Here is a 23,760-nt window from a genome sequence, read left to right as displayed (position 1 = left end):
GGTATCAATGGTATTGCTACATTAATTGGTCCATCTATTGGTTCATTTATATTAGATACTTTTGGTGGTTCACACTGGGATTTATTATTCTTTATAAATGTTCCTATATGTATAGTTGTTCTTATTGTATTAGTTATGACTAAAACTGAAAAAATTCAACTTGAAAGAAAGAAACTTGACATTTCAGGTAGCGTAATCTCTGGTTTATTTATAGTTTCACTTATGTTGTTTATAACAAACTTAAATTTCGTAAACTTAAAAGACAGTTTCTTCTCATACAAATGTTTACCTTATTTAATTTTAGCTATAATACTATTACCAATACTTATTTTTGTAGAATCACGTGCAGTAGACCCTGTTATAAATCTTAAATACTTTAAAAGACATGAACTTGTTTCAGTATTTATAATTGCCTTCTTAGTTGGTGCAGGATTAATGGTTGTTGTATTCTTACCTCAATTCTGTAGTAATGTACTTAAACTAAAACTCGGTTCTGGAGGATATTTTGTAACCTTCATGGCTTTATTCTCAGGACTTACAGCACCATTTGGAGGAAAACTTATAGATAAGTTCTCACCAAAGCTTGTACTTATATTTGGATTCTCTTCAACAATAATAGGAACTCTTCTTTTAGCATTAGTTGTTCCTAAAACATTAAGCATTATCCCACTTGTTATAGGTTTAGCATTTATGGGACTTGGAGTTGGATTCACTATGGGTACTCCATTAAACTATGTAATTCAATCATCAGTACCTAAAGAAGAAATTGGGTCAGCACAATCAACACTATCTTTAATAAGATCACTTGGTGTTGCTTTATCACCAAACCTTCTAGTTGGATTTATTTCAGCTGCAGGTTCAAATGTAGCAGGTAAGCTTATGCATGTACTTCCAGCCATTCCAGGAGCTTCAGCTTCAAGTATGGCATCAGGAGTACACAGCCAAGCCATGTTAAACTCATTCCAAAATGCAAATGTTACAACAATCTTTGATGTAGTTAAAAACTTTGTGTCAAATCAATTTAATGCAATGGCACCAAAGCTTGCAGAAAACCTACACGGAATGCCAGCACATATGAAAGCAAATACAATAGCTTCAATGAAAGAAAGCTACATGACATCCATTGATAAACTTCACTTAACAATAGAAAGAGTATATCAACAAACAATAAACTCAGGATTTTCTAAAATGTTCTTAACATTAACAATAATAGCAGTAATAGCACTTATAATTGCTTTACTACTACCTAAAAAAGATAAGTTGATTAAAAATTAGAAATGAAAAATGAAGAATGAAGGAAAAAACTCGCTAACGCGAGTTTTGGAAAATAAGAAAAGATTGGCGATGCCAATCTTTTTTTATTTTTCAACTACTTCCCTTGCAACTTCATCAACTAGCTTCATTTCCACCTCAAGCATCTTTGAAATTGACTCTTTATTCATACCATTTAACAACATATTCATTATTCCAATTCTAGCTCTTTTTAAATCGCCTTCTTCTCTTCCTTCTTTTTTTAAGTACATTTCCCTTATTTCATCACTTAACATCCCATGACTTGCTTGCAAGTCTCCCTAATTCTAAATTTTTAATTTTAAATTTTCAATAAAAAAAGAGCCCTCTCAAGACTTACGTCTTAAAAGAACTCTATCATTCAATTTCAAACTAAAAACTAATCTTACGATAAAATTTATCACCGATAAATTTTGAGTTTCCCAAAGACTCTCTTTCAAGTCCCACTAACTCTTCATTTTTAATTCTTCACTCTTAACTATTTAACCTTTTTTATAGCAGTAACAACCCAACTTGATGTTTTCTTATCTGTCCAAAGTGGTAAACTGAATTCCATACATAATGTTGCTTCTTCTATACTACCTTTTTCATAGTATACTATTTCATCATCACATACTTCTCTTCCACCATAAAGAATTTCCATAACCATAAAGTTATGCTTTACAGCTTTTTTAAGCCACTTTCTAGCAGCTCCTCTGTCTCCAAGTGCTAATGAATATAATACTCTTGCATACTTAAAGAATACTGACTCATCATCTTTAAATCTTTCAAATAGTTCTTTAACATATCCATACTCTTTTACAAGTAATGCTCTAAATATTAAAGAATGTCTAACATTTTTAGTATCTGCTACATTGAACTCTAAAAGCTCCTTTTCAAGTTCAAAACTTTCTTTGTAGTTTCCAAGTGCAAACTCATATGCTGAAAGAGTTGCTTGTACTGATAATAAGAAATCTCCTTCTGCAGATACTCCAATATTACCATTATTTTCTTTGAAATAATCTTCTCCTAAGTTTACCTTTAGCATGTCTAAACAGACTTTTATTTCTTTTTGCCCTTCTTCTATGTTTTCATTTTTTAAGGCTTTATTAAATAATTCTACTACATTGCTCTCTTTAGTTTCTACCTTTGTTTCTTCTTTTTTCTCTTCATTTACTTTCCATTCAACAGAGTCTTTCTGTATAGAAAGTGCTTTTCTTATTTCACGAGACTTTGTCCCTATAGTTCCTTCTGATACTGAGAAGAAATCAGCAAGTTCATCCATGTGGATTCCTTTTTTTGATAATGTATCATTTATAAAGAATATACTATGTGCAGTACCAGCCGCCCATGTACCTGTCTTTCCTCTATTTAATGCTAAGTCTTCACAGTTTGCTATAGCTTCAGTTAGTTTTAAAAACTTTTCATTATATGAATCGTCTAAAACCTTAGTACCAAACTCTATTAACATATCAGTAATTTCTTTTACTCTAGCTTCTAATTCTACGGGTATGTTTAAATCCTTAACCATTTAATCCTCCTAATAGTTTATTCGTTTAATCCTTAAATTAAACCACATTAAACTATTATACCCTAAAATCTAAAATTTTTCACTATTTAATTAATGAGTCAATTATACCCTTTGTTGCAAAAGTTATTATTTTCCACCCTTCTTTTTCCTTTTCCATCAAAAATACAATTTCTTTTTCTTCATTCTTATATTTTGATTTTTCCTTATAGGTATGCTTTATTTTTGTTGTAAAGGAAGCATACTTCTTTCCTTCTACATCTACCCCTGCTCTTTTCTTTTTCTCAATATATGCACTAATATACTGAACATATTTATCATTCTTTATTTCTATTAATTCTACTTTTTCCAATTCATGTCCACCTAAAAAGAGAGGTTTAATATCTTTATTTTCCCATCCCTCTATCATAAATTCCTTGTAATCATTATCCTTTTTTTCATTTATTTCACTAATGAAATTTTTAATTACATTTTCTGCAGCAGTTTTATCTGTTTTACTAAGTTCATTACTTGGGAAAATTAAGTTAACTGCTGTTATTAAAATTAGTACCATACAAATGCTTATAATTCCGATTAATATAATATTCTTTTTATTGAACTTCTTTTTTTCTTTTACTTCCTCCATACCTTTCATCACCTCAAGATATGTATATTGCCTTTTCCTATCTTATATGCTTTAAAAAGTTAAAGACTTGAACTTTATCTTGTTCAAGTCTTTTTATGCCTTATCCTTTTCTTATATTATCTGAATTTTCTAGATATGTGTTTTTGTTTTCATATTTCTTTTTATAACTTTTTACTTTTTTCATCTCTAAATCTTCTTCATAAGTTTTTTTTCTTCCCATACAAAACATCCTTTCATTAGTAAAATATTTAGCTATCTAGTAATAGTTTGTCTAATTTCCTCTTCATTATGCTTTGTAATTTTTTCTATTCTATAAATTAACTTCTATTTTTTATTTAATCAACATCTATTTCCTTTAATACCTTATAAAACTTTACACCTTCTCTTGTGTCAAACTCATTTTTTATTGTTTCTTCAATAGCTCTTCTTATAAACTTACTTGAAATTTCTAATGCTTCTTTTAAATTTATTTTTCTTATGATTAAACTTGTTAATACTGATGTAAATAAATCTCCTGTTCCACTAAAAGAATATGGATAATATTTTTCTTTAGCTATATAAACCTTATCCTTTTCTTTATCATATGCCATATTTATTATTTCATTTCCTTTTATTATTCCAGTTAAAACTACTATCTTAGGACCAAGCTCACTAAGTTCTCTTAAAATAAAGCTTCCTTCCTCTAAGCTTATTTCTTTTCCTAAAGTTCTGTCTGTAAGAATTTTTGCTTCTGTTATATTTGGCGTTATTAAACTAGAATATCTTATAAGCTCCTTCATTTTTCTGCACATCTCTTTAGAATATGTACTATAAACCTTCTCATTGTCTCCCATTATAGGGTCTACAATAACAAAGGCTTCTTTATTTTTTAATATAAAATTTCTTATTATATCTATTTGATTTATCGAACCTAAAAACCCTGTGTATATATAATTAAATTTTCGCTTTTCTTTTTCCCAAACATCCATATACCCTTCCATATGTGGAGTAAAATCGAAAAAAGAAAAGTCTTTAAAACCTGTTTGATTCGATAAAATTGCTGTTATTATAGGATATGATTCTATTTCAAAATATGAAAATACTGGTATCGATGCTGTAAGTGAGCATTTCCCCACTCCTGAAATATCATTTATTAAAGCTATATTATCCATATTTATTCCCCCGCTATTTAAAATTTCCATTTTAAATTTTATCATAAAATTCTTATTCTTTAAAAAGTACCGATACACTTTTTCTGTAACAAATGATACGGATTTTTTCTTTTAAAAGGGTTATACTATATTTAAATTCAATTTATTTAGGAGGTGTTTTTATGGCTTGTGGATGCGGAAGCACTAATGGTGATGGAAAGAAAATATGTGATTTAGTAAGAAGTAAAGGGTTTGACTCTATGCCTACAAAAGTTGTACATACAATAGAATGTTCTTGTGGTAAAGAATTTCAAATGGATACTTTAGTTCAAAATTGCCCACACTGTGGTATTACTTATGCAGTAACTCCTTGTAGTTCTGATAAAAAAGAAAGCATTGCTTCATGTGGTGAAAATTACTAGAAGTTATTAAAAAGCTATCTTAAAATAGATAGCCTATAAACTTTAATCTTGTATTTTACAATTTTATATAAGTTTTCAACTTAAATTAAAACCCAAGTAGAATCAAACTTCTCTACCTGGGTTTTTTGCTATCATTTTTTTGAAACAACTACGCTTTTAATTATTTATATATAATTCAAATACTTGTGCAAAATCTCTTACTGTATTATTTTTAATACTATCTATAATCCACTTACTTGAAAACTCTGTTATTTCTTTAAAGTCTTTTGCTATATCTGTGCTTGAAATTTTATCACCTGCAAAAACTTCTTCTGCACGTTTTAATGCGTCTCTATTAATATTCATTATAAGTTTATTGTCTCTTTGAATCATTTCTATTCTTAAAAGACTTTTATAAAGGTCCTTTAATCTTTCTAACTGCTTTTTATCTACATCTATAGAAAATCCTCTGTCACCTATTCCAAACTTTATTTCTACATCTAAATCAATATTTCCTGCTGTTTCTAAGCTTACATTGCTTATTTCATTTAAATAATACTCATATCTGTAAAGATTTCTTTTTTTACTTACCGCATTAGCTCCATCTACATGAATTAATGCTCTATTTGTAAAACAGTATTCATCTGATTTTGATTTTATAAGAAAAAATATTTTTTCCCCATCTTCATGTAATATATAATCATCCGATTCTACCTTATTGAAATCACTAGGATCTATTACCTTTCCTATATCTGATAATCCAAGTGCATCTGCTGCCATTTTTCCAAACATTTTAAACTCCCCCTTAATCCTCTTTTATATTATTCTACTATAAAACTATTCATATAATAAATGCTTAATTTATCTTTTTTAGAAAATAATATTTTTTCTGCAAGAATTGGCTTTAATTCTCTATTTACAACCTTAACTATATCACGTCCACCAAACTCTTTTATTTTAGCTTTTTCTAAAATTCCTTCAATTAAGCTATCGTAGCACATAACTACTTCTATATTTTTTTCTTTGATTTTATTTTCTAGCTTAATTAATTCTTTTTTAGCTATAAGCTTTCCTACCTTTTCATCAATAGGATTAAATTTTATTACTTCATCTAATCTATTTCTAAACTCTGGTGAAAATACTTTTTTAACTTCTTCAAATACAGAATCACTTTTTATTTCTCTTTCTAAGAAACCAACTAAAGGCTTTCCTATATTTCTAGCTCCTGCATTTGATGTCATTATTATAATTACATTTCTAAAGCTTACACGTCTTCCCTTGTTGTCTGAAAGGCTTCCATAATCCATAACTTGAAGTAATGTATCAAACACGTCTCCATGAGCCTTTTCTATTTCATCTAAAAGAAGAACTGCATTTGGATTTTTATAAATTGCATCTGTTAAAAGTCCACCATCTTCATATCCTACATACCCTGGTGGTGTTCCTATAAGCTTAGCTGCTGAATGCTTTTCTCCATATTCACTCATGTCAAATCTTAAAAGCTTTAAGTTCATTTCATCACTTAATACCTTTGCAATTTCAGTTTTACCTACTCCTGTTTGACCAACAAAAAGAAGGGATGCAACTGGTTTATCTTCATCCTTAAGTCCTGCCTTTGAAAGATTTATAGCCTTGCAAAGCTTATTTATAGCCTCTTCTTGACCAAATATTTTACTTTCTAATGCATTTTTAAGTCCTTTTATTCTTTCAAATTCATCTTTTTCAACAACTTCTTTTGGAATACTTACGATTTTAGAAATTGTTTCTTCAATCTCTCTTTTTCCTATGACTTTCTTTCCTTCTGTCATTGCACTTAATGCACCAGCTTCATCTATAATATCAATAGCCTTATCTGGAAGATATCTATCATTTATAAATTTATTTGTAAGCTTTACTGATTCTACTAATGCTTCTTCTGTATATGAAACATTGTGGTATTCTTCAAACTTTTCTTTTAAGCCTTTTAAAATCTCTATTGCTTCTTCTTCTGTTGATTCCTTTATTTCAATAGTTTGGAATCTTCTTTGAAGTGCCTTATCTTTTTCAAAGTATTTCTTATATTCATCAAAGGTTGTTGAACCTATAAATCTTATATTTCCTTCTTGAAGATATGGTTTAAATATACTTGATGCATCTAAATTACTTCCACCAAGTGCACCTGCACCTATAATATTATGAATTTCATCAATATATACTATTGGATTTTCATTTTTCTCTACATCTTTTAAAACAGATTTTATTCTTTCTTCAAAGTCTCCTCTGTACTTAGCCCCTGCAAGCATTCCTCCCATATCTAATGAAAATATTTTTGAATTCTTAAATCTCTCTGGAACATTTCCAGAAGAAATAAGATTTGCAAGCCCTCTAACTATAGATGTTTTACCAACTCCTGCTTCACCTATGTGAATTGGATTGTTTTTATTTCTTCTTAAAAGGACTTGAATAGTTCTAGCTATTTCTTTTTCTCTTCCTATAACTGGGTCAAGAAGATTATTTTTTCCTTTTTCTACAAGCTCTTCAGAATATTTATCTATATTTCTCTTTTTTTCTTTTTTTATCCCTTCAGCTTCTTCTTTAAACTCTTCTTCAAATTCGCCTTCTTCTAATATTTCTTCTTCTAACTCTTCTTCATTACCTGTTCTATTTAATAAATAAATTAAGATTTCTCTTTTTTTAATATTGTTGCTTTCTAATATATATAAAGAAAAGGATTCCTTAAGCTCATAGAAAGCTCCTACTATATGCTCAAGCTTTAATACACTATTTCCACTGCTTTCTGTCATAACTCCTGCATAAGATAATAATTTAGTAAACATATAGCTTTCAACTGCTATACTAGCTTCTTCTACTTCTTCATTGTTTTCCTCTATATATTCTTCTAATTCTTTTTTTATTTCTTCTATATTGATATTTTTCTCTTTTATAAACTCTTCTAAAACATCACTTTCTAAAATTTTCAAAAGTAACATTTCAGGAGTTATATACTCATATTTTTTCTTTTTAGCTTCTAAAAATATTTCTAAAATCATTTCATTTAATATGTCTTCTAATCTCATAATTTTAAACCTCTTCTACTGTCATCTTAAAAGGATAGTCATATTCTTTTGCAAACCTTAAAGCAGTGTTTACCTTTGTCATAGCTATATCATAGCTGTAGGTTCCTGCAATACCTCTTCCTTTATTATGAACATCTAACATTATTTTATTTGCTTCTATATCATTTTTCTTAAATATGTCTCTTAAAATAAAAACAACAAACTCCATTGTAGTAAAATCATCATTGTACATAATTGCATTGTACTTCTTAGGTTTTTTAAACTTAATTTTTTCTATAGGCTTTAAGCTTTCTTCCATTTTCTGTCCTCCATGTCTAACCTTTAAATAATATTCTTTAACACAATTATACTATATTTTTTTATTTAATCTCTTTTTATTTTTAAAATAGAAATATACAAATGTAAAAGCTATGGATACACATCCTATTGTATAACATTTATTTAATATACCTTCTATTGAGTGAATTTTTTCTGTTAAAAAATATCCCCCTATTATAAAGCTTGTATTCCATATAGTAATTCCTAAAAATGAATACACTAAAAAATCTATAAATTTAACCTTTTGAAGTCCTGCCCAAACTGATATAAACTTTCTTGTCATAGGAAGTATTCTGCATACTACTAAAGCATACCTTCCACATTTCCTTTCCCAAAACTCAAACTCTTGTAATAAGGCTTTTACTCCTGTATATTTTTTATTTGATAAGCTATATATTTTTCCACGTCCAAAATATCCAAAGTAATAAGCTACACTTGACCCTATAAGCCCCGCTATAATAGTTATTATTATTACCTCTAAATAAGAAAACATCTTTATATATATTAATACTCCTAAAAATAAGAGTGCTAATTCACTTGATATTGGCATTGAAGTATGTTCAATGCTAATAATTATAAAAATTCCAAGAAGTCCAAAATTACTAAAACATATATTTAATATACTTACTATTTCTTCAAACATCTTTCTCCCCTTTTTAACTTCTTTATTATAATTATTCTTTTTTTCTTTTTATATTTCTACTTTGCTAAAATAAATTTATTTTTTTTAATTTATTTTAATTTTTCCCTCTTTTTTTAAACTTTTTATAATTTGTATTTTTTATGAAGGATTTACTTATTTTTCCTAGAATAAATATATATAAGAAGTATAAAACCTATGAAAATGATGAGAGTAACGTAAAGGGGTGTATTATTTATGGGAATTTCAAATTTAAAGAGCATTGCTAACAAGAGTAACATTATTGAAAGAAAAGCTCTTCATGAATTATTAGAAAATGATAATTCTATCGACTTCTTAATATCTAATTCAATAAGCAATTTAGGATTTGATGTAAAAAAAGAATATTATTCAGAGGATGTTTTAATTCATTTTGTTTACTTAGATATTTTAAAAAATCATATTTATGGTAAAGAACAAAATTATTCTAATTTCCAAATAATTTTAGATCACATCGAAAAAGTAGAGGATATTTTAAATAATTTAGATTCAAATTCTAATATTGGACTTACAAACTTCAGAGCTTGGCTTGGAATTTCTGAAGCCTTCCATGAAGCTTTAATTTCACAATAAAAAACAAAAGCCACATAAAGGACTAATTCATACTTCTTTTAATCCTTTTATGTGGCTTTTTTTATTTTTTAAACTTCTTCACCATTTAAAACTTTATTTAATTTTTCTAAGTCTATATTTTCTTTAAAGATATTATAAAATTCTTCAAATCTTTTTTCCTTATATTCTTTGAAAGATTTTTCTTCTAAACCTTTATTGCTTGTTACAACACCATGCTTTTCTTTTAATATTTTTAATAAGCCTTGTCTAAACTCTTTACTTTCAAAAATACCGTGCATAAATGTTCCAAAAACATTTCCTTCTTTATTAGATAATCCAATAATATTATTCATTTTATCTACCATAAATGCTTCTGAACCTTCAAGCATATCGCTATCACCTTCTATAGATTCATATCCATAAATTTTTATTCCTGATAAAGATTTTAGGCTATTTGTCATATTACAAACATTTCCCTTTGCTATTGTTGTTTTATTTACAAAATCATATGTTGTTTTAAGAGGTATTAATCCTAAACCTTTTTCCTTAGCTCCTTTATTTTCAATGCTATAAAGATCTTCAATCTCTTCTCCTAGTATTTGAAAACCTCCACAGATTCCCATTACTGTCTTTCCTTTTTCTGCACCTTCTATAATCTTTTTATCTAATCCTGTTTTCTTTAAAAATTCTAAGTCCTTTAAAGTATTTTTACTGCCTGGCATAACTATAAAGTCAACATCATCAATATGCTCTGGCTTTTCAATTAAAGTCATTTTAACTTCTTTTTCATCTTCAAAAGGATAGAAATCTGATACATGAGAAAGTCCTGGTGTTTTAACAACTCCAATTATTAAATCGCCTTTCTTATCAAATCTATAATTCTTTCCATAATCTTCTGCTGTTAAAATATCTGTGTTTATGTTTGGCATAACTCCTAAGAAAGGAATCTTTAATCTTTTTTCAAGCTTTGAAAGTCCTTTATTTAAATACTCCATATCTCCATCATAGTTATTTATAATAATTCCTTTTATTCTTTTTCTATCATCCTTAGTTACTAATGAAAGAGTTCCATAAATGTTTGCAAATGTATTGTTATCTTCAAAATCACTAACTAAAATTATGTCTGATTGAACCTTTTTAGCAAAATTAAAGTTTAAGAACTCCTCTTCACGTTCCACATACTCTAAGCATTCACCAAAGCCTTCAATTAATGTAAAGCCTTCACCTTTTATCTCTTCAAAAGCATTATCCATAAATTCTTCAAAATCTAATCTTAACTTTTTATAGTCAAACTCTTCAGCCTTTGCATAACTTTTTCCATTTACATAAACCTTAGCTTTATTCTTGTTTTTTTCTATAACAATTGGATTATTAAATACACTTTTTTCACATTCTAATGCATCCATTTTTAAGCTTTCTTTATATCCTATTTTTAAGTCTTCTCCAATTGAAATAACTTTATTATCTATATCAAATGTTTTAAAAGGAATAACCTTTATACTTTTCTCTTTTAAAAATTTACCTATACACATACTAATTAGACTTTTTCCAACCTTTTCTCTTGTTCCTACTATCATTATTTTATCTTTCAAATCTATCATCTCCACAATTTCATCTTCTATTTTAAATGTTATACTCCTATTTTATCATCTACTCTTTTTATATTAAAGATTTATTTATGTACTTCCTTATTCTAAGTAATATATTTATTTTCTTTTACATATAAATAATCGAAAACTTCCTTTTATTCATATAATAAGTAAAGGTTCTAAACCAAACTTTGATTTAGAACCTTTTTCCTGTTTTAATTATACGTTTATTTCACTTTTTATATCTACTGCCTCTTTATATTTATCTACTATTGGATTTACATACTCATCTATAAATTCTACAACCTGACTTGATGCTCTTCCTGTAAATAATTTAGGGTCTATAATATCTAAAATTTCTTTTTCACTTAAGTTAAATGATTTATCATTTATGATTCTCTTAATTAAATCATTATCTAAACCTTCACCTTTAACTCTCTTTGCAGCTTCCATAGAGTGAACTCTTATATTTTCATGAAGTTCTTGTCTATCTCCACCTCTTTTAACACTTTCCATCATAATGTTTTCTGTTGCCATAAATGGTAACTCATTATCTACGTGAGCTCTTATTACCTTTTCATAAACAACCATACTTTCTGAAATGTTGATATAAAGATTTAATACTCCATCTAATGCTAAGAATCCTTCTGCCATAGCTATTCTCTTGTTTGCTGAATCATCTAATGTTCTTTCAAACCATTGAGTTGAAGCAGTTATAGCAGGGTTTAAAGCATCAACTATAACGTATCTTGCTAATGCTCCCATTCTTTCACTTCTCATAGGATTTCTCTTATATGCCATCGCAGATGATCCTATTTGGTGCTTTTCAAATGGTTCTTCCATTTCTTTCATACTTTGAAGTAATCTTAAGTCATTACTAAATTTATAACAACTTTGTGCAACTTCTGATAAAGTATTTAAAACTATTGAATCAAGCTTTCTTGGGTAAGTTTGACCTGTTACTCCATAGCTTGTAGAGAATCCCATCTTCTTTGCAACTATCTTATCTAGTTCCTTAACCTTTTCTTCATCTCCATCAAAAAGAGTCATAAAACTTGCTTGAGTTCCTGTAGTTCCTTTAACTCCTCTTAATTTTAAAGTGCTTAAAAGGAATTCAATGTTTTCCATATCCATTACTAAGTCTTGCATCCATAATGTAGCTCTCTTACCTACTGTAGTTAATTGAGCTGGTTGGAAATGAGTAAACCCAAGTGTTGGCATATCCTTATATTCCATAGCAAATTTACTTAATCTATCTAAAACTGTTACAATCTTATCACGTACAAGCTCTAAACCATCTCTTAAGATAATTACATCTGTATTATCTCCTACATAGCAGCTAGTTGCTCCTAAATGGATTATTCCCTTAGCACTAGGACACTGTAGTCCATATGCATATACATGACTCATAACATCATGTCTAACTTCTTTTTCCTTAGCAATTGCTTCATCATAATTTATGTTATCTATATTCGCTCTTAATTCATCTAACTGTTCTTCAGTTATATTTAAACCAAGCTCCTTTTCCCCTTCTGCTAAAGCCACCCATAGCTTTCTCCATGTTGAAAACTTCATGTCATCAGAAAAAATATAGCTCATTTCTTTAGACGCATATCTACTGTTAAGTGGTGTATTATAAATATTTCTCATATTATACCTCCATACGAATATATTTTTATTTTTTATTCTTTTCATTCGTATTATATCACATTTTTTCATTTTTTGATAATTTTTCTTTTAAATTTTAACTTTAAATTATAATTTTTATAATAATACTTTTCACCTATTAAAATAGCTTACTTTATCATTTCATAAATAGCATTGGCAACACCTGCATGGTCATTATCTAAAGTTACAAAATCTGCTTTTTCCTTTACAAAATCTAAAGCATTTCCCATAGCTACTCCCACACCTGCATATTGAAGCATTGAAAGGTCATTTTCACTATCTCCAATACAAAGTATTTCTTCTTTCTTTATATCAAACATTTCGGCTAACTTCTTAACTGCAAAACCTTTAGAAGTTCCTTTTTTCATTACCTCAAAATTATAAGGACTTGAACAAACTACTTCATATTTATTTAAATCTTCAATTTCTTTTCTTGCCTTTTTAACTTCTTCAAGCTTTTCCTTTGAATAATCTATGCAAATAGCCTTTAAAACTTCTCCATTATAGCTCTCTAAAGCTTCCTCTACATTTTCAGATACTACAAATTTAGTTTTTTCTTCCTCTGTGCATCCTTCATTACTAATCTTATATCCATGGTTACTTATAAACTCAGAATCACTAATTGCAGTATTCCAAGTATTAAAAAATCTACTTAAATCATATTTTTTTAATATCTTATAAATTTCTCTTCCCTCTTCTAAAGAAAGAGGACTTTTAAATAAAACCTTATTATTCTCTACATCCTTTATGTAAGAACCATTTGATGAAATTATAGGTGTCTTTATCCCTATAAGTCTTCCATAAAAATTTGCAGAAGTAAAAAGTCTACCAGTAGAAATAGCTATATGTACCCCTTTATCCAAAGCATATTTTAAGGCCTGCTTGTTTTCTTCACTCACAGAATGGTCTGTATTTAAAAGAGTTCCATCCATATCAGTACAAATTAATTTAATCATCATCATCACCTCTATAAAATCAGTCTAGCACCTAAAACTCCCTCTGTAAAGCACACCACCCCCTCCCACCTTCCAATCCTCCTTATCACCTCCCACTTCCCACTTTCCACTTCTCTTACGATAAAATTTGTCAACAGACAAATTTTGAGTCCCCAAACCCTCCCCTAAACTCTTCACTCTCACTTATTAACTCTTACCCCTTACCTCTTAACTCTTACTTATTAACTCTTACTTATTACCTCTTAACTCTTAACTCTCCCTCCTATTTCCAAAAAGAAAAAAACTCGCCAACAGCGAGTTTTCTTCAACAATTCTAAATTCTTAATTCTAAATTTCCAATTACTACCATAACTTATGAACTGATTCTTTTATATCTCTATCATAAATTTCTTTTACTATATCCATTTCTTCTTTTGTGAAATCTTCCATATCACTAGCTTTTGCATTATTTTTTATCTGCTCTGGTCTACTAGCACCTGGAATTACAGTTGAAACTTCATTGTACATAAGTATATATTTTAAAGCTTTCATAGCTAAATTTTCAGTATTTAATCTAGTCTTTAATTCTTTACTAGCTTTAATTCCAGTATTATAATCTACTCCTGAGAAAGTTTCTCCTTTATCGAAGAATTCTCCATTTCTATTATAATTTCTATGGTCTTCTTTTGAGAAAACAGTTTTCTCATCATATTTTCCTGTTAATAATCCACTTGCAAGAGGTACTCTTACAATTATACCAACATTCTTTTCTTTTGCCTTTTTAAAGAATTCTTCACTTGGTTTTAATCTAAACATATTAAATATGATTTCAACTGCTGAAATTCCATAATTTAAAGCTTCCATAGCCTCACTTACTTTTTCAACACTTACTCCATATGCATTTATCTTACCTTCAGTTTTTAATTCTTCTAATGCATTGAATACTTCATCTTTTTTATAAACTTCTGATGGTGGGCAATGTAATAAAACTAAATCTAAGTTTTTTACATCCATATTCTCTATTGAAGCTTCTACAAATGCTCTAATGTTTTCTCTATTGTACCCTTCTTCATTATGAGGATCTAACTTACGTCCACATTTAGTAATTACAAATATTTTATCTTCTTTTCCTTTAATGAACTTTCCAATAGCTTTTTCGCTTAATCCATTTTGATATATATCTGCTGTGTCAAAACAGTTTATTCCTTCATTAAATGCTGCTTCTAATGTATTTAATGCTACTTCTTCATTAAATTCATCTCCCCATTTTGAACCTAATTGCCAAGTTCCTAAAGAAACCTCACTTATTTTAAATCCTGTATTTCCAAACTCTCTATATTTCATACTTTTCTCCTTTTCTCTTTGCAATAGTCTTCTTTTATTTTTACATTTATTTTTCTTATATTCAAGTAGTTACTCTAACGTGCTTTAGTGAAATAGAAGTAACTATTAATTATTTTTAGATACAATAAAAGACCTTCAATTATGAAGGCCTTCTAAGTTAATTAATCCTCTAAGTTAGCGATTAATGTTGATATTTCTTCAACAGCTGCAGCTTCGTCGTCTCCTGAAGCTATAACAGTTACACTTGAGTTAGCTGTTACTGCTAAAGATAAAACTCCGATTAAACTTTTAACGTTAGCTTTTTTTCCGTTGAATTCAATGCTTACATCTGATTTGAAAGATGAAGCTTTCTTTACTAATAAAGTTGCTGGTCTAGCGTGTAAACCAGTAGCATTTTTTACTAAAACCTCTTTAGATACCATGCGAAATACACCTCTTTGCTTAATATTGTGTTAATTATTATTAACTTTCTTAATTATAAACGTTTTTATTTATAATTTCAACTATTCATAATATATTTATTGCATTATAAACCTATTATTTCCGCTTGTATACTTTTCACATTTCACTTTAGATTATTTTAACAAATTTTTATGCTATCTTTTTAATTTAATTTATCTAACTTGAACTATTAATTTTATTGCTGTTCTTTCTTCACCATCAATCTCTATATCTGTAAATGCTGGTATACATATTATATCTTTACCTGTTGGTGCTACGAATCCTCTTGCTATTGCAATTGCCTTTATCGCTTGATTTATGGCTCCAGCCCCTACAGCTTGTATTTCTACAGTATTTTTTTCCTTTATTATTGCAGCTAAAGCTCCTGCTACTGAATTTGGACTTGATTTAGTTGATACCTTTAGTACTTCCATTTTTATTTCCTCCCTAGTTTTACGAATAAATTTATTTATAATACCCATCTTCTGGTACTTTATATATATTCTACATTTATTTCAAATTTCCTTTATTTATTTGTCGAAAAAAGAAAATTTTATTCATTTTTCCTTTATTTATCTATTTTAATTAAATTTCATCACTTAAACTTAAGTTTTTTTGTTTATCTATGAAATATTTTACAGTAAAATTTAAAAGAGGTTATACTGAATAAAAATTCAATATAACCTCTTTCTTATTTCGCAAAATCAATGGCTCTAGTTTCCCTAATTACACTGATTTTTATTTGTCCTGGATATTCTAGTTGCTCTTCTACACTCTTAACTATATTACGTGAAAGTTCTATAGCTCCTGCATCGTCAACTTGATCTGGTTTAACCATAATTCTAATCTCTCTACCAGCTTGAATGGCATATGACTTTTCTACACCTTCGTACGAATTTGCAATTTCTTCTAATTTTTCTAATCTTTTAATATATGCCTCTAATGTTTCTCTTCTTGCTCCTGGTCTAGCTGCAGATATAGCATCCGCTGCTTGAACTAAGACTGATTCTAAGCACTCCATTTCAACATCTCCATGATGAGCTGATATAGCATTTACTACTGCACTAGATTCGCCGTATTTCTTAGCAAGTTCACCACCTATTAATGCATGTGGTCCTTCTTGATCTTGATCTACAACTTTACCTATATCGTGTAATAATCCTGCTCTTCTAGCTAGAGTAACATCTAAACCTAGTTCTGAAGCCATTAATCCAGCTAAATATGAAACTTCTATAGAATGTTTTAATACATTCTGTCCATAGCTAGTTCTATACTTTAATCTTCCAATTAGTTTTATAAGCTCTGGGTGAAGACCGTGAACAGCAGTTTCTAATGTTGCTTGTTCTCCTTCTTCTTTAATATTGTTTTCTATTTCTTTTTGAGCTTTTATTACCATTTCTTCGATTCTTGCTGGATGGATTCTTCCATCCACTATTAACTTTTCAAGTGCCATTCTAGCAACTTCTCTCCTTATAGGATCAAAGCTAGATAAAATAACTGCTTCTGGAGTATCATCTATTATTAAGTCTACTCCTGTTAAAGTTTCTAAAGTTCTAATGTTTCTTCCTTCTCTACCTATTATTCTACCCTTCATTTCGTCATTTGGCAGTGCAACAACGTGAACTGTTGTTTCTGAAACATGGTCGGCAGCACATCTTTGAATAGCAGTTGTAACGATCTCACGAGCTTTTTTATCGCCCTCTTCCTTCGCTCTGCTTTCAATTTCTTTTATCATCATAGCTGCATCGTGTGATATCTCTTTCTTTATTTCATCTAAAAGAATTTCTTTTGCTTCCTCTCCAGAAAGACTAGCTATTCTTTCAAGTTCTTCCCTTCTTTTAGAATGAAGATTATTTGCATCATCTTCTATTTTCTGAACATCAATCACTCGTCTATTAAGTACCTCTTCTCTTTTCTCTAAAAGATCGCTCTTTTTGTCAAGAGATTCTTCTCTTTGAATTACTCTTCTTTCAAGTCTTTGAACTTCTGATCTTCTCTCACGAGAATCTTTTTCTAGTTCATTCCTTAATTTATGAACCTCTTCTTTAGCTTCTAAGATAGCTTCTTTCTTTGTAGATTCCGCTTCCTTTTTAGCATTTTCTAGAACCTTTTCAGCTTCCTTCTCTAGAGCCTCAATTTTATTTTTTGATTTTATTTGAATTGTTTTGTATACTACTACTCCTAAGATAAGTAATATTACTATATATCCAATAATACCTGCAATCTGCAAAATAACACCTCCTAAGCCTAATTCTCTACTAGCATAGTCAGTGTCATATTTCATTCATGGTTATTCTTGAATATGATAAACCAGTATTTGTTATTATTGTATATTAAAATTAAAATTATGTCAAGTTAAGTGATTTAAAGAAAAATTCTAGTGCTTTTCTTCTTTTTTCTTCTCTTTACACCATTATTCTATTATTTTTTTCTTCTTTCTTAAAGCTATCATTTGAAAATTCTTTTCATCACTTTTGTACATTTTATTAAATCATATTTTTACTATAAAAAAAGCATATCCACTTGAATATGCTTTTCAAAAAAAATTCTATTTTTCTTCTTTAGATGCTGCTTTATCTGCTGCAACTTCTAATTTAGCTTCCATTATTGGAAGATTATATTTTTCTCTAATTGTGTTTTCAATTTCTAATGCTACTTCTGGATTTTCTTTTAAATATCCTTTTGCATTTTCTCTACCTTGACCTAATCTTATATCTCCATAAGAGAACCAAGCTCCACTTTTTTGTACAATACTTTCTTTAACTCCAACATCTACAATATTTCCTTCTCTTGAGATACCTTCGTTGTACATAATGTCAAATTCCGCTTGTCTAAATGGTGGTGCAACTTTATTTTTTATAACCTTAACTCTTGTTCTGTTACCTACCATGTTTTCACCTTGTTTTATAGAGTCAATTCTTCTAACATCTAGTCTTACTGATGAATAGAATTTTAACGCTCTTCCTCCAGGTGTTGTTTCAGGACTTCCAAACATAACTCCAACCTTTTCTCTAAGTTGGTTTATGAATATAGCTACACAGTTAGTTTTATTTATTGTTCCTGCAAGCTTTCTTAATGCTTGTGACATAAGTCTTGCTTGAAGACCTACGTGAGAATCTCCCATTTCACCTTCAATTTCCGCTCTTGGTACAAGTGCTGCAACTGAGTCAATTACAATTGTATCTATTGCTCCTGATCTTACTAACGCCTCTGTTATTTCTAGAGCTTGTTCTCCTGTATCTGGTTGTGAAACTATAAGACTTTCAGTATCTACTCCTAAGTTTCTTGCATATGATGGGTCTAAAGCATGCTCTGCATCAATAAATGCTACTGCTCCGCCTCTTTTTTGTGTTTCTGCTACTATGTGAAGAGCAACTGTTGTTTTACCTGAACTTTCTGGTCCATATATTTCAACTATTCTTCCTTTTGGTACTCCACCAATTCCAAGTGCGATATCTAAATCTAAACACCCTGTTGATATTGCTTCTATGTCTAAAGTCGCTTTTTCTCCAAGCTTCATTACTGCACCTTTACCAAATTGCTTTTCAATCTGTCCCATTGCAGCTTCTATGGCTTTTAATTTATTAACATCTATATTGCTCATTAATTCATTTCCTCCTCTTATAGAACAAACGTTCTTCTTAATTATTAGTATATAGTATCATATTATTATAGTCAACATAATTTATCAATATTATACATATGTTTTTTACTTTTATTCCATTTTATGTATTTTAAATAAATGCATAAAATAAGAGAGTGTCTTTAAGCTAAGACATTCTCTTATTTCTTTTAATAAACTACTTATTTGTTGATATTACTCCTCTATTTTTTGCAAAGTAATCATACCCTGAAATAAGTGTTATTATAACTGCTAAATATAACATTATTGCTGGAAGCCCTGTAAATATAAAGTGTATTATACTATTACTATTTACAAATGTAGTAAGCCATGCTGAGGTATTAATATTTACTTCAATCAATAACAATATTATTGCTATCATTTGGATAACAGTTTTTATTTTTCCCCACCAACTTGCTGCTATAACTTTCCCCTCTGATGCCGCAAGAGTTCTTAGTCCCGAAACTGCAAATTCTCTAGCTATAATTATTATTGCTGCCCAACTTGGAACAAACCCTAATTCTACTAATGATATTAATGCAGCTGTTACTAGTAATTTATCTGCTAATGGGTCCATAAACTTTCCAAAATTCGTTATTTGATTTCTACTTCTTGCAATATATCCATCTAACTTATCTGTTATAGATGCAAGAATGAATATGAACGTTGCAATAAAAGTTCCATATGGTATGCCCTTAACTATTATAAATACTAGGAATATTGGAACTAATAAAATTCTTATTATTGTTAGCTTATTTGCAAGATTCACATATACCAACTCCTATTAGATCATACTCCTCATTGTCTTCAATTTTCACTTTTACAAAATCACCTTTTTTAACATCATCACAGCCTTTTTTAAAGAATACTGTTCCATCGATATCTGGTGCCATTTCGTAATTTCTTCCTATATAATATTCTCCATTTTTTCCTTCAACAAGAACATCATAAACTTTCCCAACTTTTTCTCTATTTACTTCTTTAGATACTTTTCCTTGAACAAGCATAAGTTCTTTTTCTCTTAAAGCCTTTACTTCTTCATCTACTTGATTTTCCATAATAGCCGCTGGTGTTCCTTCTTCTCTTGAATAACTGAATACTCCAACTTTATCTAACTTCTTTTCTATTAAGAAATCTTTAAGTTCATTAAATTCTTCTATTCCTTCATTTGGGAATCCTACAATAAGTGATGTTCTTAGAACTATTCCTTCTACTTCATTTCTTAAAGTATCAATCTTATCTAAGATATCTTTTTTAGTTGTTTTTCTTCCCATAAGTTTAAGTATTTTATCACTTATATGTTGTATTGGTAAATCTAAGTATTTTACTACCTTTTCGTTTACTTTCATTTCCTCTATTAATTCTGGATAAATTTCTTCTGGATAACAGTAAAGTAATCTTATCCATTTTAAACCTTCTATTTTAGAAAGTTCTCTTAATAGTATATGTAGGTTTTGTTCCCCATATATATCACTTCCATACATTGTTGTATCTTGTGCTATTAAAATTATCTCTTTTGTTCCTGAGTTTACTAATGTATTAGCCTCCTCAAGAATGTTTTCCATTTTTCTACTTCTGAATTTACCTCTTATTTTAGGTATTATGCAGTAAGTACAAAAATTATCACACCCTTCAGCTATTCTTAAATATGCTGTGCTTTTATCTGTTGTAAGTAATCTTATACCTTCATTTATGTTTTGATCTGAATAATTTACTGCATCTAAGATTTCATTGTTATCTATAAACTTAACTATCATCTTATCTATCTCAGCATAATCATTTACACCAAGTATAATATCTATTTCTGGCATTAACTCTTGAAGTTCTTTTCCATATCTTTGAGTTAAACATCCAGTTGCAATAAGAAGCTTACATTTATGGTCTTCTTTATATTTTGCCATTTCTAAAATTGTATCAATTGATTCTTGTTTCGCTTTTTCAATGAATCCACATGTATTAACGATTATTATGTCAGCTTCTGTTGGATTATTTGTTATTTCATAAACCTTATTCATAACACCAAGCATTATTTCTGAGTCTACTCTGTTTTTATCGCAGCCTAAACTGACCATTCCTACTTTATATTTTGCCAAACCATTTTCCTCCTGTGTTCCTGTTTGCTTATTTTATTGTATATCTCTTTTTATTTTATGACAAGTAATTTTTCTTATCTACTCTTCATCACTAAAGTATTCTTCTTTACTTACTAAAACTTGTCTCGGTTTACTTCCATCTCTTTCTGAGATTATTCCTCTTTCTTCAAGCTCATCCATTATTCTAGAGGCTCTGTTAAATCCAACCTTAAATTTTCTTTGTATAAATGAAGTAGATGCTTGATTAAATGTAATTACAGTTTCTATAACATCATTTAAAAGCTCATCAACCTCTTCTCCTCCTCCACTACTTGCAGTGTTTTGAGTTTCCTTTTGAATATGTTCTAATATATCTTCTTCATATTTTACTTCTTCTGAATCTTTTTTCACATATTCAACAACCTTTTCAACTTCTTCTTCTGATATGAAGCATCCTTGAACTCTTAAAGGCTTACTTTCTCCAACAGGATAATAAAGCATATCTCCTCTTCCAAGTAATTTTTCTGCTCCACTACTATCTAAAATAGTTCTTGAATCAATTTGTGATGAAACAGCAAAGGATATTCTTGATGGTATATTTGCTTTTATAACCCCTGTTATAACATCTACTGATGGTCTTTGAGTTGCAATTACAAGATGCATTCCTGCAGCTCTCGCCATCTGTGCAAGTCTTCCTATATAGTCTTCTACGTCATTTGCGCAAACCATCATAAGGTCTGCAAGCTCATCTACTATTATAACTATATAAGGTAATTTTTCCTCTATTACACCTTTTTTATACAATTGATTGTAAGAATCTATATTTCTAGCTCCTGAATCTGCAAACAGCTTATATCTTCTTGTCATTTCATTTACAGCCCAATTTAAAGCTGCTGCTGCTTTTTTAGGATCTGTTACAACTGGAATTAAAAGATGTGGTATTCCATTATATACGCTTAATTCTACAACCTTTGGGTCTACCATAAGAAGCTTAACCTCGTCTGGTGAGTATTTATAAAGAATACTTACTATTAATGTATTTATACATACACTTTTTCCTGAACCTGTAGCTCCTGCAATTAATGTATGTGGCATTTTACTTAAATCTCCAATAACACATTCTCCACCTATATCTTTTCCAAGGGCAATAGCAAGTTTTTTATCACTATCTAAAAATTCACTTGTTCCTAAAACTTCTCTTAAAAATACTGGAGTTTGTGTTTTATTTGGAACCTCAATTCCAACTGCTGCCTTCCCTGGGATTGGTGCTTCAATTCTTACCCCTGATGCTGCAAGTCCAAGGGCTATATCATCTGCTAAATTAACTATTTTACTTACCTTTACCCCTGGGCTTGGTTGTAATTCAAATCTAGTAACCGATGGTCCTTTTGTAACTTGGTTTACTTCTGCTTCAACACCAAAGCTTAAAAGTGTGCTAGTTAGCTTGTCCGCACTCTTTATTAAATCTTTTCTATCACTTCCATTTAACTCAGTGTCTTTGTTTATTTCTAAAAGCTCTATACTCGGCTTTATATAAACAGAATTCTCTTCACTCTTTTTGCTTTCTCTTAAACTATCTTCAATTTCTCTATTTACACTTTCTTTTTCTGAAGCATCTTTTTTACTAGCCTTTTCTATCATTGGCTCATTTATTCTAGGTATAGTTTTCTTTTTCTCTTCTACTTTAGGCTTAGATATGTTGGTAACTTTTTTCTCTATAAAGCCATCCTCTTCTTCATCTTCAACATGCATTTTAGAATTATGCATAAACTCCATTGTCTTTAACTTATTTTTATAGTCATCACCGAAGGATTCAGTTTTAGATTTTTCTTTTTCTATCTTTTTAGGCCTTATACTCTCTTCTTTTTCTTCACGTTTTATATTTCTTACATTTTTTATTACTTTACTTTTATCCTTAACCTTTAGTCCTAAATCATATAAGGTTATATCAAAAACTAAGATTGTTCCTATTACTACAAATGCAAAGTATACAATGTACGAACCTATTGACCCTAAAAATTTATATAATGGGTATGCAATAAAATATCCAAGGACTCCTCCATTGATTCCTCCTGTACTTTTTACTATGCTATTAAATCCTTCTGAAAAGCTAAGCTTTTGTACTCCACTTAGATATATAGTTGAACTAATTAATATAAATATAATTACGTAAATTGTTACCCCAGTGAAATTCCTATTTAACTCTACGCTTCCTTTTCCTTTCACGTACTCATATCCTAAATATAATACATATATAGGTATTGCATATCCTCCAATTCCGATTAAGAATCGAGCTATATTTTGTGACATTACAGATAATGTTCCTATTAAATTAGTATATATTGCTAAGGATAGTATTATTCCAATAGCTATAAATACTACTCCTTTTATATCTCCACTTTTATTTGAGCTTCCTTTATTTGAATTCCCCTTAGTTTGTACTGTTTTTTTTCGACCTGTATTTCCATTTACTTTTGTTCCCCTACTTTTATTTTTTGTACTCACTTAATCACCTCACTTTTTTTATTCTA

General features: G+C 29.2%; 22 protein-coding genes. 3 read left to right on the top strand and 19 right to left on the bottom strand.

The features are described from left to right. Positions 1 to 1,275: MFS transporter (locus tag ACRC28_RS09380; RefSeq protein WP_438543186.1), on the top strand; the 1,275-nt coding region annotated here is incomplete at its 5' end. A gap of 83 nt (positions 1,276 to 1,358) precedes the next feature. On the opposite strand, the gene ACRC28_RS09375 is transcribed toward ACRC28_RS09380, so the two are convergent. From ACRC28_RS09375 to ACRC28_RS09360, 4 genes are all read right to left on the bottom strand, one after another. Beyond that, positions 1,359 to 1,547 carry a hypothetical protein gene (locus ACRC28_RS09375; protein WP_438543185.1) on the bottom strand — a complete coding sequence of 63 codons (189 nt, stop codon included), beginning with the start codon at positions 1,545 to 1,547 and terminating at the stop codon, positions 1,359 to 1,361. A 221-nt stretch (positions 1,548 to 1,768) separates the two neighbouring features. After that, a complete protein-coding gene (locus tag ACRC28_RS09370; RefSeq protein WP_438543184.1) occupies positions 1,769 to 2,800 on the bottom strand; it encodes a DUF6398 domain-containing protein in 1,032 nt (343 codons plus the stop codon). Positions 2,801 to 2,882: 82 nt separating this feature from the next. Further along, complete coding sequence (locus ACRC28_RS09365) at positions 2,883 to 3,422, bottom strand: hypothetical protein (RefSeq protein ID WP_438543183.1); 540 nt, start codon at positions 3,420 to 3,422, stop codon at positions 2,883 to 2,885. Positions 3,423 to 3,757: 335 nt separating this feature from the next. Continuing rightward, a complete protein-coding gene (locus ACRC28_RS09360) occupies positions 3,758 to 4,573 on the bottom strand; it encodes a pyridoxamine kinase (protein WP_438543182.1) in 816 nt (271 codons plus the stop codon). Positions 4,574 to 4,734: 161 nt separating this feature from the next. On the opposite strand from ACRC28_RS09360, the gene ACRC28_RS09355 reads away from it, so the two are divergent. Beyond that, positions 4,735 to 4,974, top strand: a complete 240-nt coding sequence (locus tag ACRC28_RS09355) for a hypothetical protein (protein ID WP_438543181.1) — start codon at positions 4,735 to 4,737, stop codon at positions 4,972 to 4,974. A 156-nt stretch (positions 4,975 to 5,130) separates the two neighbouring features. Here ACRC28_RS09355 and ACRC28_RS09350 read toward each other — a convergent pair whose 3' ends face one another. From ACRC28_RS09350 to ACRC28_RS09335, 4 genes are read right to left on the bottom strand one after another with little or no spacing between them, the layout of a single operon-like run. After that, positions 5,131 to 5,745: a PH domain-containing protein gene (locus ACRC28_RS09350; protein ID WP_438543180.1), complete on the bottom strand. Its 615-nt coding sequence runs from the start codon at positions 5,743 to 5,745 to the stop codon at positions 5,131 to 5,133. A 29-nt stretch (positions 5,746 to 5,774) separates the two neighbouring features. Continuing rightward, positions 5,775 to 8,009 (bottom strand): AAA family ATPase, encoded by a 2,235-nt coding sequence (locus ACRC28_RS09345; protein ID WP_438543179.1) that lies wholly within the window; start codon positions 8,007 to 8,009, stop codon positions 5,775 to 5,777. 4 nt (positions 8,010 to 8,013) lie between these two features. After that, positions 8,014 to 8,307 (bottom strand): ATP-dependent Clp protease adaptor ClpS, encoded by a 294-nt coding sequence (locus ACRC28_RS09340; protein WP_438543178.1) that lies wholly within the window; start codon positions 8,305 to 8,307, stop codon positions 8,014 to 8,016. A 51-nt stretch (positions 8,308 to 8,358) separates the two neighbouring features. Next, positions 8,359 to 8,970, bottom strand: a complete 612-nt coding sequence (locus tag ACRC28_RS09335; protein ID WP_438543177.1) for a DedA family protein — start codon at positions 8,968 to 8,970, stop codon at positions 8,359 to 8,361. A gap of 234 nt (positions 8,971 to 9,204) precedes the next feature. Here ACRC28_RS09335 and ACRC28_RS09330 point away from each other — a divergent pair, with 234 nt between their 5' ends. Then, entirely contained in the window at positions 9,205 to 9,579 is a 375-nt protein-coding gene (locus ACRC28_RS09330) for a hypothetical protein (protein ID WP_438543176.1), read from the top strand. A gap of 68 nt (positions 9,580 to 9,647) precedes the next feature. Here the strand turns inward: ACRC28_RS09330 and ACRC28_RS09325 are convergent, their stop codons facing one another. From ACRC28_RS09325 to ACRC28_RS09275, 11 genes are all read right to left on the bottom strand, one after another. Continuing rightward, on the bottom strand, positions 9,648 to 11,150 hold the full coding sequence (locus tag ACRC28_RS09325; protein WP_438543175.1) for a cobyric acid synthase: 1,503 nt from the start codon (positions 11,148 to 11,150) through the stop codon (positions 9,648 to 9,650). Positions 11,151 to 11,366: 216 nt separating this feature from the next. Continuing rightward, on the bottom strand, positions 11,367 to 12,797 hold the full coding sequence (purB, locus tag ACRC28_RS09320; RefSeq protein WP_438543174.1) for an adenylosuccinate lyase: 1,431 nt from the start codon (positions 12,795 to 12,797) through the stop codon (positions 11,367 to 11,369). A gap of 146 nt (positions 12,798 to 12,943) precedes the next feature. Then, positions 12,944 to 13,771 (bottom strand): Cof-type HAD-IIB family hydrolase, encoded by an 828-nt coding sequence (locus tag ACRC28_RS09315; protein ID WP_438543173.1) that lies wholly within the window; start codon positions 13,769 to 13,771, stop codon positions 12,944 to 12,946. Positions 13,772 to 14,113: 342 nt separating this feature from the next. Continuing rightward, positions 14,114 to 15,094 (bottom strand): aldo/keto reductase, encoded by a 981-nt coding sequence (locus ACRC28_RS09310; protein ID WP_438543172.1) that lies wholly within the window; start codon positions 15,092 to 15,094, stop codon positions 14,114 to 14,116. 161 nt (positions 15,095 to 15,255) lie between these two features. Further along, entirely contained in the window at positions 15,256 to 15,516 is a 261-nt protein-coding gene (locus ACRC28_RS09305) for an HPr family phosphocarrier protein (protein WP_438543171.1), read from the bottom strand. Between the two features lie 192 nt (positions 15,517 to 15,708). Next, on the bottom strand, positions 15,709 to 15,969 hold the full coding sequence (locus ACRC28_RS09300; RefSeq protein ID WP_438543170.1) for a stage V sporulation protein S: 261 nt from the start codon (positions 15,967 to 15,969) through the stop codon (positions 15,709 to 15,711). 257 nt (positions 15,970 to 16,226) lie between these two features. Then, positions 16,227 to 17,765, bottom strand: coding sequence for a ribonuclease Y (gene rny / locus ACRC28_RS09295; protein WP_438543169.1), 1,539 nt, complete (start codon positions 17,763 to 17,765; stop codon positions 16,227 to 16,229). A 318-nt stretch (positions 17,766 to 18,083) separates the two neighbouring features. After that, positions 18,084 to 19,139, bottom strand: coding sequence for a recombinase RecA (gene recA, locus ACRC28_RS09290; protein ID WP_438543168.1), 1,056 nt, complete (start codon positions 19,137 to 19,139; stop codon positions 18,084 to 18,086). Between the two features lie 196 nt (positions 19,140 to 19,335). Then, positions 19,336 to 19,926 carry a CDP-diacylglycerol--glycerol-3-phosphate 3-phosphatidyltransferase gene (gene pgsA, locus ACRC28_RS09285; protein WP_438543167.1) on the bottom strand — a complete coding sequence of 197 codons (591 nt, stop codon included), beginning with the start codon at positions 19,924 to 19,926 and terminating at the stop codon, positions 19,336 to 19,338. Then, the gene (gene rimO, locus ACRC28_RS09280; RefSeq protein WP_438543166.1) at positions 19,910 to 21,250 is read right to left on the bottom strand and encodes a 30S ribosomal protein S12 methylthiotransferase RimO; all 1,341 of its coding nucleotides are present in this window, start codon (positions 21,248 to 21,250) and stop codon (positions 19,910 to 19,912) included. Before rimO ends, pgsA begins: the two co-directional genes overlap by 17 nt. A 78-nt stretch (positions 21,251 to 21,328) precedes the next feature. Continuing rightward, positions 21,329 to 23,734: a DNA translocase FtsK 4TM domain-containing protein gene (locus tag ACRC28_RS09275; RefSeq protein WP_438543165.1), complete on the bottom strand. Its 2,406-nt coding sequence runs from the start codon at positions 23,732 to 23,734 to the stop codon at positions 21,329 to 21,331. Positions 23,735 to 23,760 lie beyond the last annotated feature (26 nt).

Origin of the sequence: Clostridium sp. (assembly GCF_051650885.1) — a bacterium.
GTDB lineage: Bacteria > Bacillota > Clostridia > Clostridiales > Clostridiaceae > Clostridium.
The sequence above is the reverse complement of the archived record's forward strand: the minus strand, read 5'-3'. Positions and strand labels throughout refer to the sequence as shown.